Here is a 12,879-nt window from a genome sequence, read left to right as displayed (position 1 = left end):
GCCGCCTCAGAGCTTGCGCGCGATTTCGGTGGCGATGGCATCGATCGCCAGCTTCATGCCCTCCACCGTGCGCGGACCGGCCGAGTTCAATTTGTCGAAGTCCGGGTAGCTGTGCGTGGGATCGGCGTTGATCGCCACGGCGTCGGCAAGGTTGAACACGTTGTTGTAGGCGAAGTAGTCGGTGTAGAAGTTCTCCTTGCCGTCCGCGCTGACCAGGCGCACGGCCATCGTCGCCGTCGGACGATACGGCGTGCTGTCGCTGGCGCCGGCGGCGGCATACCCCAGGAAGCCGAAATTGATGTCCATCTGCGCATCGGCCTGCGCGGGCTTGTAGGCCTTGCGAAGGCCGAACGAACCGCGCGGAATCTTCGCCGCCTCGATCTGCGTGCTCGGCCACACCAGCGTGTAGCCGCGCTCGGCCATGTGCGTGGTCAGGCTCTCGCGGAAGTACGCCAGCGGTTCGAAGCCCGCCTGGGTGAAGGTGGCGTTGAGCTTCTTCTCCTTGCTCGCCTGATCGCTCGCGGCCACCAGGCCGCCGATCAGGCCGAAGCTCATGCCCGGATGGTTGAGCATGAACACCGTCGGCTTGGTCTGGTGCGTTTCGAGCACCGCGATCGTCTTCAGCGAAGCATGCGCCTCGCGGTTGTATGCCTGCTGCTTGGGCATGCTCACGCAGCCGGTCAGCGCGAACAGCATTACCGCGGTCGCACACGCGCCGCGCATCAGATTACGCATCATTTCTCGACATCCCCTGTTGTGGTTCGTTCCGGACCCGGGGATGGCGTGCGCCATCGAACAGGCTCGCCTCCCCAGGCGATCTCTCCCGTTCACCGCACCCCCCTCCCCGAGGGCTCCCGGGTGTGCCCGGGTGCCGGCAGCTTGAACAAGCCAATGGGGTGTTGGCAAGCGCCCTCAACCGGCGAAGGGCGGCAGCTTCCTCGTCACGGCGACGTTCTTCAGCGTCACGTACTTCGGCAGGCCATCGCGACCGAACGGGGGCGGCGCTTCGCCTCGGATCAGCGGCTCCAGGTAGCGACGCGCGGCGGGCGTGATGCCGTAGCCGTCCTTGCGCAGGAAGTTGGCCGGCATCTTCTTCTCGTGGTTGGCGATCTTCGACAGCGGCGCCGCTTCGACCTTCCATCGATACGGCGCATCCGAGGTGCGCACGATGACGGGCATCACCGCGTTCATGCCCTTGAGAGCGAACTCCACCGCCTTGCGTCCCACGGCCTGCGCCTGTTCGACGTCGGTCTTCGATGCCAGGTGACGCGCCGAGCGTTGCAGATAGTCGGGCAGGGCCCAGTGGACCTTGTAACCCAGTGCATCCTTCACCCGCCCGGCGAGGAACGACGCCACGCCGCCAAGCTGCGTGTGGCCGAAGGAATCCTTGCCGCCACCGGCGTCTGCGACGAACTTGCCGTCGCGCGTCTGGATGCCCTCGCTGGCGACGACCACGCAGTAGCCCACGCGTTCGACCGTGGCCTTCACCTTCGCGAAGAAATCGGCTTCGTCATAGGGGCGCTCGGGAAACAGGATCAGGTGCGGGGCGGCGTTCTCGCCGTCGCCGGCCAGGCCGGCGGCCGCGGCCAGCCAGCCGGCATGGCGGCCCATCGCCTCGTACACGAACACCTTGGTGGACGTGTCGGCCATCGCGGCGACATCCAGCGCGCACTCGCGCACCGACACTGCCGTGTACTTCGCCGCCGAACCGAAACCGGGGCAGCAATCGGTGACCGCGAGGTCGTTGTCGACCGTCTTGGGCACGCCCACGCAGGTCAGCGGATAGCCGAACTCCGCCGCCAGCTGCGACACCTTCAGTGCGGTGTCGGCCGAGTCGTTGCCGCCGTTGTAGAGGAACCAGCGCACATCGTGGGCGCGCAGGACGTCCAGCAGGCGCTCGTAGCGGGCCCGGTCCTGTTGCAGCGATTTCAGCTTCACGCGGCAGGAGCCGAAGGCACCGCCCGGGGTATGGGCGAGGGCGCGGATGGCGGCGGCGGACTCCTTCGAGGTGTCGATCAACTCCTCCCGCAGAGCGCCCAGGATGCCGTTGCGGGCCGCCAGTACCTTCACCTTGCGGGCCCGGGCCGCCTCGATCACAGCCGAGGCGGTGGCGTTGATGACGGCGGTGACACCGCCCGACTGCGCATAAAGCAGGGTTCCTGAGGCCATGTTCATTCCTGGATTGAGGCCGGGATGCGGTAAAGTGCCCGCAACATTTGCCCGGCGGGGCAGTGCGCTGCGAGTGTAGCGCCGCACCCCGGGCAGGCGACGCGGGTCCCCGGCCCGCTCGCACGGCCGCGCGGCCGCCGAATTTTCCCGTTCTAGGAGTGATGTTGATGCGATTGGTACTTCTGGGCGCGCCCGGCTCCGGCAAGGGCACGCAGGCCGCGCGCCTCAAGGAGCATCTGCAGGTCCCGCACATCTCGACCGGCGACCTGCTGCGCGCTGAAGTGGCGGCCGGCAGCAAGCTGGGTCTGGAGGCCAAGGAGATCATGGCTTCGGGCAACCTGGTCAGCGACGAGATTCTGCTGGGCATGCTCGAGGACCGCTTCTCGCGCGCCGACACCAAGGGCGGCTTCATCCTCGACGGCTACCCGCGCAACCTGGCGCAGGCCGATGCGCTGGACAAGCTGCTGGGCCGGATCGGCCAGCCGATGGATTACGCCGTGCAGCTGGAAGTGCCGACCGAACTGCTGGTCGAGCGCATCGCCGGCCGCGCCAAGGCCGAAGGCCGCGCCGACGACAGTCCGGAATCGGTGCGCACGCGCCTGAAGGTGTACGACGACCAGACCGCGCCGGTGATCGGCTTCTACCGCCAGCACGGCCAGCTCACCGTCGTGAACGGCGTGGGCTCGCTGGACGAAGTGTTCACCCGCATCGTCGAGGCGTTGTCGCCGGCGAAGGAAGTGGGGTGAGTTTTTCCCCTCTCCCCTTGCGGGAGAGGAAAAGGTCGCCGAAGGCGACCAGGGAGAGGGGTTCTGGTGCCGCTTCGGTCATGCGATCGAGGCTTCGCCCTCTCCCCTTGCCCTCTTCCGCGAGCGGGAGAGGGGGAGTGATGGCCTTGCGGTGCACACTCCGGCTTGCCGTGTCGCCACCGTCTAGGACGTGCTGATCTTGAAGATTCATATTTTGGGTATCGCCGGAACGTTCATGGGCGGTGTCGCCGCGCTCGCGCGCGAACTCGGCTTTGATGTCGAAGGAAGCGACCAGGCGGTGTATCCGCCGATGTCCACGCAGCTGGAACAACTCGGCATCGCGTTGAAGCAGGGCTATACGCCCGGCCACATTTCCGCCGACTGCGAGCAGATCGTCGTCGGCAACGCGCTTTCGCGCGGCAATGCGGCGGTGGAGCAGGTCCTCGATGACGGCCGGCGCTACACGTCCGGTGCGCAGTGGCTCAGCGAGAACCTGCTGCCGGGCCGCGACACGCTGGCCGTGGCCGGCACGCACGGCAAGACCACGACGACCACCATCCTCACCTTCCTGCTGCAGGCCGCCGGCCGCGAACCGGGCTTCCTGATCGGCGGCGTCGCCGAGGATTTCGGCGTGTCGGCGCGCGTGGGTGCGGGTCGCGAATTCGTGGTCGAGGCCGACGAGTACGACACCGCGTTCTTCGACAAGCGCAGCAAGTTCGTCCACTACCGACCGCTGGTGGCGATCCTCAACAACCTGGAATACGACCACGCCGACATCTTCCCGGACGTGGCCGCGATCCAGCGCCAGTTCCACCACCTGGTGCGCACCGTGCCACGCCGCGGACGCCTGATCGTCAACGGCGAGGACCAGCGCCTGTCCGAAGTGCTCGCGATGGGCTGCTGGACGCCGGTGGAAACCTTCGGTCTGGATGCGAGCCTGCTGCCGCCGGCCGCACGCAGTGAAGCCCACGGCGACCGCAGCGACGAAAGCGTTGCCGCGCGCGCGTCCTTCGACTGGACAGCCCATCTGATCGCCGAGGACGGCAGCCACTTCGCCGTCGTCCATCGCGGCGAAACGCTCGGTGAGGTGCACTGGCCGCTGCTCGGCCGCCATAACGTGATGAACGCGCTGGCCGCGCTGGCCGCCGCGAACGCGGTGGGTGTCGAGGTCGCCTCCGTGCTGCCGGCGCTGGCGCAGTTCCGCAGCGTGAAGCGTCGGCTGGAGGTGATCGGCCAGGCGCAGGGCATCACGGTGTACGACGACTTCGCCCACCATCCCACCGCCATCGCCACCACGCTCGCGGGATTGCGCGTGAAGGTGGGCGATGCGCGCATCGTCGTGGCGATGGAGCCGCGCAGCAATTCGATGCGCCTGGGCGCGCACGCCGATGCGCTTGCCCCGTCGCTGGACATCGCCGATACGGTGGTGTTCCTGCACCGTCCCGAACTGGCCTGGGATGCGACCCGGGTGGTGGGAGCGTTGCGTGGCGAAGGGGTTGCCGTGCCGGACGCCGATACCCTCATCGCGGCGCTGCGCGAACGTGCGCGCGCTGGCGACCACGTCGTGTTCATGTCGAACGGTGGTTTCGACGGTGCGCCGCGTCGCTTTCTCGCCGCGTTGAAGGAACAGGGCGGACGCTGAACCCGTCGCGACACGTGCCCGCATTCGGGCCTAAACTGGCATCGATGCCAGTTGCCGACGACATCCAGCCGCTGGGCCTGTTTCCGCTGCACACGGTGCTTCTGCCCGGTGCAGCGCTGGGCCTGCGCGTGTTCGAACCGCGCTACCTCGATCTCATCCGCGATTGCAGCCGCAACGGCAAGGGCTTCGGCGTCTGCCTGATCATCGACGGCGAGGAGGCCGGCGCGCCGGCCAGCGCCGCGGCGTACGGCACCGAAGCGGTGATCGAGGATTTCGGCCGCGGCGACGATGGGCTGCTCACGCTGCAGGTACGCGGCACGCGACGCTTCCATGCGGTGCGTGTGCGGGTGCGCGACAACGGCCTGCAGGTCGCAGATGTCACCTGGTGCGATCCCGACCCGGACGACACATTGCGCCCGGAACACGGTCTGCTCGGCAAGCTGCTCGAGCAGATCCTGGAGAAGGTCGGAGGCGAACATTCGAAAGCGCCGCATGCGTACTTCGACGACGCGGCGTGGGTGGGCTGGCGACTGGCCGAGTTGTTGCCGCTGCAGGATGCGCAGCGACAGGTGCTCCTGCAGACCGACGATCCGCACGCGCGGCTGGATCGCCTGCTCGCGTTACTGCCCTGAGTCCCCGCTGCGCGGCGCCGTGGTGCGGATGCGCAGCACCGGCGTCTGGCCGTGCGGGTGCGGTTGTTCGACCGAATCCATGCCCGTCAGCGCTTCGCGCACCAGCGCGTGCGCGCGGCCGTCGTCGTTGATCGGCAACCACAAGGTGGCCGCGCCGAGCGGGCGCGACAGATGCAGGGTCTGGCTGGTGCCGATCCACAACGGTGTGCCGTCGTCCAGCAGCACCGGCGCGCGCCAAAGTCGCAGCGCGTACTGCTCGTCAGCGGTGCTGCCGTCGTGGAGCATCAGCAGCGTTTCGGCCTGCGCATCGAGGGTGGCCGGCAGCACGGGCTGTGCGTGCATGTCGGCGTCGTCGTCGAGCAGGCCGACCGTCGCTTCCCAGTCCGCCTGCGGCTGCACGCGCCAGCCCTTGGATTCCAGTCGCGCCTGCAGGGGTTCCAGGGGGCCGGCGACCTGCACGTCCAATGGCCAGCGACGGCGCTGGTCGCGCTCGTTGCGCTGCGCAGGCAGGTCCGACCAGTCGTGCTGCCACCACTGGCCGTGCTTCATCACCGTGGTCGGTGTGGCGGCGGCGAAGCGAGCCAGCAATGCGTCGGCCGTACGCGGCGCATGCCACAGCGCGGCGACGGCGAAGGTGCCGTAGAACAGCCAGGCCAGCGGGCGCATCCAGAACGAGCGCGCGACGTGTCGGCGGTAGGCGATGCCCAGCGCGAGCAGCCACAGCACGCCGAACAGCGTGCCGCCGACCAGGTCGCTGGGCCAGTGCGCGCCCAGGTACAGCCGCGCGAAGCCCACCACCGTGGTGACCACGCCGGCGAGCAGGTAGGGCCACACGCGGGTGCGTCCCGGCAGTTCGCGTGCGATGAGCACGGCGAAGAAGCCGAACACGATGGTGCACATCGTCACCGCCACCGACGGGAAACCGAAGCCGGCCGGCGCGGTCGGTGGACGCGGCATGTCGATGGCCGCTTCCAGCAGCGAGGTCAGTGCCAACCCGAACACGATCGCCGCAGCGAAGTGCGCGGCCGCCATCCAGCGCTTGCGCCACAGCAGATAGGCCAGCGCGACCAGCGCGGCCGGACCCAGCACCGCGGCATCGCCCAGGCTGGCCAGCGCGGCCATCATGCGATCGGCCAGCGGATTGCGCAGGCTCCACATCACCTCGTGGATCGTGTGGTCCAACGCCAGTGGTCCGCCGCTGGCCAGCAGCGTGGCCAGCAGGGTGAACCACGCCCAGCTGATCGCCAGAAGGCACACCGCCAGCATCAGCAGCGACGGTGACTCGGGCCGGTTTGGATCGATCAGCGCGGCGGCGTAGCGGCCCAGGTGCGGATGATTGCGCGTCCAGCGCAGGGCGCGCGCGAGCAGGTTGTCGGCGTGCGCCGCGAACCATCGCCACGTGTAGAGCACCACCGCCCAGACCAGGGCGACGGCAACGACCAGTGCACCCAGTACGAGTGCCAGGCGATCGGCAACCGCAGCCACCGCGTCGTAGGACTTGCCCAGCACCCAGCCCGGCAGCAGGAACAGCAACGCCCACGCGATGCAGGCCAGCAGGCTGGGGAGTGCGTAACGCCGCAGCGGCATGCGCAGCATGCCGGCGATGGCGGGCACGAACGGCCGCACCGCGCCGACGAAGCGCGCGATGGCGATGCTCTTCATGCCGTGGCGCCGGAACATCGCCTCGCCGCTGTCCAGCCATTGCGGGTAGCGCGAGAACGGCCAGCGCGTGCGCAGCTGCGGGCCCCAGCGGTAGCCGACCCAGTAGCTCAGTCCGTCGCCGAAGAACGCACCGAGCGCCGCGCAACCCAGCGCGTACGGGCCATTGATATGACCCAGGCCCACCAGCGCGCCCACCGCGAACAGCAGCGGCAGTGCCGGCACCACGATGCCGAGCACGACCAGCGCATCGCAGAAGGCGATGAGGAAAATGACGGCGCCGGCGGCGATGGGGTTTGCCGCGATCCACGCGGTCGCGCTTTCGATCCAGGCCGAGTCCATCGGCCGATTATAGGCAGCGCGTCGATGACGGTGCGATGGCGCGTGCCCGGACCGGCGTGCATCGACGTGATTCCCGTGTGATTCCGTACACTGATGCGATGTCCTCGTCCCGGCCGGTCCAACGTCACGCCACCGAAGTCCAGGCCCTCAAGGCCGACAGCTTCGGCCGCATCGCGCTGATGCGCGACGAGCAGGGCCTGTTCGTGCGCCGCGATCTGCGTCATGTGCCGGCGTGGCTGCGCGTGCCGGCCTGGTGGCTGGCGCGGCGCGAGGCGCTGGCGCTGGAGCGTGTGGACGGCCTGCCGGCCATGCCGCAGTTGCGCGGTTGGGATGGTCGTCGCCTGGATCGCAGCTATCTGGACGGTGCGGCCATGTATCAGCGCCCGCCGCGCGGCGATGTCGCCTATTTCCGGCGCGCCCGGCGTCTGCTGCAGCAGCTCCACCGGCGCGGAGTCGCCCACAACGACCTTGCCAAGGAAGCCAACTGGCTGGTCCTGGCTGACGGAACGCCCGGCATCATCGACTTCCAACTCGCCACGCACGGCCGCCCGCGTTCGCCCTGGATGCGGTTGCTGGCCCGCGAGGACCTGCGTCACCTGCTCAAACACAAACGCACCTACTGCCCGCAGGCGCTGACGCCGGTGGAACGACGCGTGCTCAAGCGCCACTCGTGGCTGCGCGAGGCGTGGTTCGCCACCGGAAAACCGGTCTACCGGTTCGTAACGCGCCGGCTGCTGCAATGGGAAGACAACGAAGGCCAGGGGCCCAAGCCCTAGGGCTTGCCTCGGCACACAAGGAGAAGCGCCATGCGCACGCTGTCCGGCAAGACTCTCTTCATCACCGGTGCCTCCCGCGGCATCGGTCGTGCCATCGCGCTGCGCGCCGCGCAGGACGGGGCCAATGTCGCCATCGTGGCCAAGTCCGCGGTGCCCAACCCGAAACTGCCCGGCACCATCCACACCGTTGCGGCCGAAGTCGAAGCCGCCGGCGGCAAGGCGCTGGCGCTGAAATGCGACATCCGCGAGGAAGAAGAGGTGCAGGCGGCCGTCGCCGCGACGGTGGATACGTTCGGCGGCATCGACATCCTGGTCAACAACGCCAGCGCGATCTGGCTGCGCAGCACGCTGGACACGCCGATGAAGCGCTATGACCTGATGCAGGAGGTCAACGCGCGCGGCACTTTCCTGTGCGCGCAGGCCTGCCTGCCCCATCTGTTGAAGGCGCCCGATCCCCACATCCTTTCGCTCGCGCCGCCGCTCAACCTGGATCCCAAGTGGTGGGCGCCGCACACGGCCTACACGCTGGCGAAGATGGGCATGAGTTTCGTGACGCTGGGCCTGGCGGCGGAGTTCGGACCGCAGGGTGTGGCGGTCAACGCGCTGTGGCCGCGTACGGTCATCGCCACCGACGCCATCAACATGATTCCCGGCGTGCGTCCGGAGCTCTGCCGCACGCCGGAGATCGTCGCCGACGCCGCGCACGTCGTGCTGGTGCGTCCTTCCGACGACTACTTCGGCCACTTCCTCATCGACGACGACGTGCTGTTCGCGGCGGGTGTCACCGACTTCAGCCGGTACGCGGTCGATCCGAAGGCCGACCATCTGCTGCCGGATCTGTTCCTCACCGAAACGCAGCTGGCACGCAGGCCGCGCTGAGCCCGCGGCTGCGCGCCGAGGGCGCTGCAATCGGCGACAATGTCGGTTTCCGCCCTCCACCGTGCTGCCATGACCCCCTCGTCCGACCTGTACTCGCTGTCCGAACGCTACTACCTGCCGGTCTATCGTCCGCGCCGGATCGTGCTGGACCACGGCCGGGGCGCGCGCGTGTGGGATCGCGAAGGGCGCGAGTACGTCGACTTCGGCGCCGGTATCGCAGTGAATGCGCTCGGGCATGCGAATCCGACGCTTGTCGCGGCGCTGACCGAGCAGGCCGGCAAACTCTGGCACACCAGCAACGTTTTCGTCAGCGAGCCGCCGCTGCGCCTGGCGGAGGAGCTGGTCACTGCATCGCGCTTCGCGCAGCGCGTGTTCTTCTGCAATTCCGGTGCGGAGGCCAACGAGGCGGCGATCAAGCTCGCGCGCAAGTGGGCCACATCGCAGGAGCGCACGCCCGATCGCCGCGCCATCCTCACCTTCCGCGGCAGCTTCCACGGCCGCACGCTCGCGGCCGTGACCGCCGGCGCGCAGCCGAAATACCACGAAGGTTTCGAACCGCTACCTCCGGGTTTCCGCTACAGCGACTTCAACGACCTGGCCGCAGCCGAGGCCGCGATGGCCGATGGCGCCGTGTGCGCGGTGCTGGTGGAGCCGGTGCAGGGCGAGGGTGGCGTGACGCCGGCGACGCCGGACTTCCTGCTGGGCCTGCGCGCGCTGTGCGATCGCCATGGCGCGTTGCTGATGCTCGACGAGATCCAATGCGGCATGGGCCGTACGGGGCACCTGTTCGCGTGCCATGCCTACGGTGTCACGCCCGACGTGGTGACGCTGGCCAAGGCGCTGGGCAGCGGTTTCCCGATCGGCGCGATGCTGGTGGGCGAACGTGCCGCAGAAGCGATGCAGTTCGGCGCGCACGGCACGACGTTCGGCGGCAATCCGCTCGGCGCCGCAGTGGCGCGCGCGGCCCTGCGCGAGCTGTCGAGCGAAGCGCTGCTGGCCAACGTCGCGCGACAGTCCACGGTCATCCGCGAGGCGCTCGCGGCGCTCGATGCGGAGCTGCACCTGTTCTCGGAGGTCCGTGGTTACGGCCTGATGCTCGGTGCGCAGCTGAGGCCGGAACACGCAGGCAAGGCGGCGGCGATCCTCGATCTGTGCGTCGAACAGGGGCTGCTGCTGCTCCAGGCCGGCCCGGATGTGCTCCGCTTCGTGCCGGCGCTGAACATCGACGATGCCGATGTTGCCGAAGGCCTGGCGCGGTTGGGTGTTGCGCTCCGGGCGTTCGCATCGGCCTGATCACCGGCATCGGATGAAACAGAAAAAGCCCGGGAAATCCCGGGCTTTCTTATGCCGCCAAGTGCGTTCGGTCAGCCCTTCGCCATCGCGAAAGCCTCACGTGCAGCGGCCACCGTTGCCGCGATCTCGCCCTCGCCATGCGCGCTCGAGATGAAGCCAGCCTCGAATGCGGACGGTGCCAGATATACGCCGCGTTCCAGCATCGCGTGGAAGAAGCGGTTGAAGCGTGCGGTGTCGGAGCCCTTCGCGTCCTCGAACGTTTCCACCGGGCCCTCGCGGAAATACAGGCCGAACATGCCCGGTGCGCGCGTCGTGGTAAACGCCACGCCGGCTTCGCGCGCGGCGGCTTCCAGTCCGTCGCACAGCGCGTGCGTGCTGCGCTCGAGCGCGTCGTGGAAACCCGGCGCCTGGATCAGGTCCAGCGTCGCCAGACCCGCCGCCATCGCCACCGGATTGCCGCTGAGCGTGCCGGCCTGATAGATCGGCCCGCTCGGCGCGACCTGCGACATGTATTCACGACGACCGCCGTACGCGCCCACCGGCATGCCGCCCCCGATGATCTTGCCGAACGTCGACAGGTCCGGGGTGATGCCGTAACGCTGCTGTGCGCCGCCAAGCGCGACACGGAAGCCGGTCATCACTTCGTCGAAGATCAGCAGCGTGCCGTGCTTCGTGCACAGTTCGCGCAGGTGTTGCAGGTAACCCTCGCGCGGCAGGATGCAGTTGGCGTTGCCGACGATGGGTTCAATGATGAGGCCCGCGATGTCGCCGCCGACCTCGTCGAACAGTTTCGTCGCCGCGTCGAAATCGTTGTACGGAAGCGTGAGCGTGAGGTCCGCCAGGGCGGATGGAACGCCCGGCGAATTCGGAAGGCCGAGGGTCATCACGCCGCTGCCGGCCTTCACCAGGAAGCTGTCGCCATGGCCGTGGTAGCAGCCTTCGAACTTCACGATGCGCGTACGGCCCGTGACGCCTCGCGCGACGCGGATCGCCGACAGCGTGGCCTCGGTGCCGGAGTTCACCATGCGCACCATTTCGCAACTGGGCACGATGCGCGTGATCGCCTCGGCCATCGTGACCTCCAGCGCATTGGGCACGCCGAAGCTGAGACCGTCGCGCATGGTCTTCTCGACCGCCGCGAGCACCTGCGGATGCGCGTGGCCGGCGATCATCGGGCCCCACGAGCCGACGTAGTCGACGTAACGATTGCCGTCCACGTCGAACAGATAGGCGCCTTCCGCGCGCTGCGCGAAGAATGGTTCGCCGCCCACCGACCTGAAGGCCCGCACGGGCGAGTTGACGCCACCCGGGATCAGGTCCAGGGCGCGGGTGAACAGTTCGTGCGATTGCGTGTGCTTCATGGGATTTTCCAGGTCCAGGCGCGCGGGCGCGCGGCGAAAAGGGAGTCAGTGCGTGAAGGCGGCGAGGTAGCGTCGAACCGCCGCGCCGGGATCGTCCGCATCGAACACGCCGCTGATCACCGCCAGCAGGTCGGCGCCCGCTTCGACCAGCGGGCCCGCATTGTCGGGCGTGATGCCCCCGATCGCTACCCGCGGGAGGCCAAGCGCTGCGCTGTCGCGCAGCAGCGCGGGCGACGCGCGTCTCGCGTTGGGCTTCGTGGGCGAGGGGAAGAAGGCGCCAAAAGCGATGTAGTCCGCGCCCGCTGCCGCGGCACGCCGCGCGAGGGCGAGATCGTCGTAGCACGAGGCGCCGAGGATCGCGCCCGCAGGAAGTGCGGCCCGAGCGGACGCGAGCTCGCCATCGTCCTCGCCCAGATGCGCGCCGTCGGCGCCGATGGCGGCCGCCAGCCGCCAGTCGTCGTTGACGATCAGCGGTACGCCATGACGCCGGCACAGCGTCAGGAGCTCGCGCGCCTGCTCACCGCGCAGACCATCATCGGCGTCCTTGTTGCGGTATTGAAGCCAGACCGCGCCGGCCTGCAGAACCGTGCCCACGCGAGCGAGCAGACGGGCGGTGTCCCGCTCGTCGGGCGTGATGGCATAGAGGCCCTGTCGGGGCCAGGCGGGACTCATGGGTGGAAGCTTCCGTGGGCGCGGGCGCGGTGGGACAATGCGTGTTCCGCAATCCCCCGCATTATCCGCCCATGTCCGAGATCGCCGCGACCACCACCTTCCGCACCTGGATGTGCGTCGTCTGTGGCTTCATCTACGACGAGGCCCTGGGACTGCCCGAAGAGGGGATCGCCCCGGGCACCCGGTGGGAGGACGTGCCGGACACCTGGACGTGCCCGGATTGCGGGGTCACCAAGGACGATTTCGAGATGATGCCGCTCTGAACCCCTCGGGGCTCAGGGTGTCGCGATGCCGGGCCCGAACGTCAGCCCGGCGCCGTCCTTCAGTCCCAGGCGTGCCGCTTCGCCGGCATTGAGCTCCAGCACATAGCGCGCGGGCGTGTTGCTCGGGTAGGGCGGGCAGCGGTCGCCCAGCGAGCACGGCGGAACGTCGCGCTGCTGGGACACCAGCTTGCGGTCGGTGTCGAAGTACAGGATGTCCAGCGGGATCTTCGTGTTCTTCATCCAGTAGGCGAGCGGCTCCTGCTGCTCGTGGATGAACAGCATTCCGTGTTCGGCCGCCATCTCGTCGCGGAACATCAGTCCGCGCGCCCGTTCGGCGTCGTCGTCGGCGATCTCCACCGAATAGCGCTGGCCGTTCAGTTCGACCCACGAATCCGCACCGCTGGCGCAGCCGGAAAGGGCCAGGCCGCAGAAGGCGAACAGCACT

13 protein-coding genes (1 of these 13 only partly in view) are annotated in these 12,879 nt (G+C 68.5%); 7 read left to right on the top strand and 6 right to left on the bottom strand.

Annotation, left to right across the window (positions count from 1 at the left end; all coding sequences use genetic code 11):
* Positions 1-6 precede the first annotated feature (6 nt).
* Both QLQ15_RS01340 and QLQ15_RS01335 read right to left on the bottom strand, forming a co-directional pair.
* Positions 7-738, bottom strand: a complete 732-nt coding sequence (locus tag QLQ15_RS01340) for a hypothetical protein (protein ID WP_283211063.1) — start codon at positions 736-738, stop codon at positions 7-9.
* Positions 739-912: 174 nt separating this feature from the next.
* A complete protein-coding gene (locus tag QLQ15_RS01335) occupies positions 913-2,169 on the bottom strand; it encodes a 6-phosphofructokinase (RefSeq protein WP_283211062.1) in 1,257 nt (418 codons plus the stop codon).
* A 167-nt stretch (positions 2,170-2,336) separates the two neighbouring features.
* Here QLQ15_RS01335 and QLQ15_RS01330 point away from each other — a divergent pair, with 167 nt between their 5' ends.
* The 3 genes from QLQ15_RS01330 to QLQ15_RS01320 all read left to right on the top strand — a co-directional run bounded on the left by QLQ15_RS01330 (position 2,337) and on the right by QLQ15_RS01320 (position 5,189).
* A complete protein-coding gene (locus QLQ15_RS01330; RefSeq protein ID WP_283211061.1) occupies positions 2,337-2,915 on the top strand; it encodes an adenylate kinase in 579 nt (192 codons plus the stop codon).
* Positions 2,916-3,111: 196 nt separating this feature from the next.
* Complete coding sequence (gene mpl, locus QLQ15_RS01325) at positions 3,112-4,557, top strand: UDP-N-acetylmuramate:L-alanyl-gamma-D-glutamyl-meso-diaminopimelate ligase (protein ID WP_283213902.1); 1,446 nt, start codon at positions 3,112-3,114, stop codon at positions 4,555-4,557.
* 44 nt (positions 4,558-4,601) lie between these two features.
* The gene (locus QLQ15_RS01320; protein ID WP_283211060.1) at positions 4,602-5,189 is read left to right on the top strand and encodes an LON peptidase substrate-binding domain-containing protein; all 588 of its coding nucleotides are present in this window, start codon (positions 4,602-4,604) and stop codon (positions 5,187-5,189) included.
* On the opposite strand, the gene QLQ15_RS01315 is transcribed toward QLQ15_RS01320, so the two are convergent.
* On the bottom strand, positions 5,178-7,190 hold the full coding sequence (locus QLQ15_RS01315) for a bifunctional DedA family/phosphatase PAP2 family protein (RefSeq protein WP_283211059.1): 2,013 nt from the start codon (positions 7,188-7,190) through the stop codon (positions 5,178-5,180). The genes QLQ15_RS01320 and QLQ15_RS01315 overlap by 12 nt on opposite strands.
* Before the next feature lie 98 nt (positions 7,191-7,288).
* On the opposite strand from QLQ15_RS01315, the gene QLQ15_RS01310 reads away from it, so the two are divergent.
* The 3 genes from QLQ15_RS01310 to QLQ15_RS01300 all read left to right on the top strand — a co-directional run bounded on the left by QLQ15_RS01310 (position 7,289) and on the right by QLQ15_RS01300 (position 10,138).
* Positions 7,289-7,966 carry a protein kinase family protein gene (locus QLQ15_RS01310; protein WP_283211058.1) on the top strand — a complete coding sequence of 226 codons (678 nt, stop codon included), beginning with the start codon at positions 7,289-7,291 and terminating at the stop codon, positions 7,964-7,966.
* 30 nt (positions 7,967-7,996) lie between these two features.
* A complete protein-coding gene (locus QLQ15_RS01305; protein ID WP_283211057.1) occupies positions 7,997-8,845 on the top strand; it encodes an SDR family oxidoreductase in 849 nt (282 codons plus the stop codon).
* 69 nt (positions 8,846-8,914) lie between these two features.
* The gene (locus tag QLQ15_RS01300) at positions 8,915-10,138 is read left to right on the top strand and encodes an acetylornithine/succinyldiaminopimelate transaminase (protein ID WP_283211056.1); all 1,224 of its coding nucleotides are present in this window, start codon (positions 8,915-8,917) and stop codon (positions 10,136-10,138) included.
* A 71-nt stretch (positions 10,139-10,209) separates the two neighbouring features.
* Here QLQ15_RS01300 and hemL read toward each other — a convergent pair whose 3' ends face one another.
* The gene (hemL, locus tag QLQ15_RS01295) at positions 10,210-11,499 is read right to left on the bottom strand and encodes a glutamate-1-semialdehyde 2,1-aminomutase (RefSeq protein ID WP_283211055.1); all 1,290 of its coding nucleotides are present in this window, start codon (positions 11,497-11,499) and stop codon (positions 10,210-10,212) included.
* A gap of 45 nt (positions 11,500-11,544) precedes the next feature.
* Complete coding sequence (gene thiE / locus QLQ15_RS01290; protein ID WP_283211054.1) at positions 11,545-12,171, bottom strand: thiamine phosphate synthase; 627 nt, start codon at positions 12,169-12,171, stop codon at positions 11,545-11,547.
* Positions 12,172-12,242: 71 nt separating this feature from the next.
* Here thiE and QLQ15_RS01285 point away from each other — a divergent pair, with 71 nt between their 5' ends.
* Positions 12,243-12,434 carry a rubredoxin gene (locus QLQ15_RS01285; protein WP_115844147.1) on the top strand — a complete coding sequence of 64 codons (192 nt, stop codon included), beginning with the start codon at positions 12,243-12,245 and terminating at the stop codon, positions 12,432-12,434.
* A gap of 12 nt (positions 12,435-12,446) precedes the next feature.
* Here the strand turns inward: QLQ15_RS01285 and QLQ15_RS01280 are convergent, their stop codons facing one another.
* On the bottom strand, positions 12,447-12,879 hold the 3' portion of the coding sequence (locus QLQ15_RS01280) for a DUF192 domain-containing protein (RefSeq protein ID WP_283211053.1). Its footprint extends 14 nt past the window's final position; only the last 433 of its 447 coding nucleotides appear in the window; the start codon falls outside the window, past its right edge; the stop codon is at positions 12,447-12,449.

Origin of the sequence: Lysobacter stagni, assembly GCF_030053425.1 — a bacterium.
GTDB lineage: Bacteria > Pseudomonadota > Gammaproteobacteria > Xanthomonadales > Xanthomonadaceae > Lysobacter_J > Lysobacter_J stagni.
Note: the sequence above shows the minus strand (reverse complement) of the source record. Positions and strands in the feature narration are given on the sequence as shown.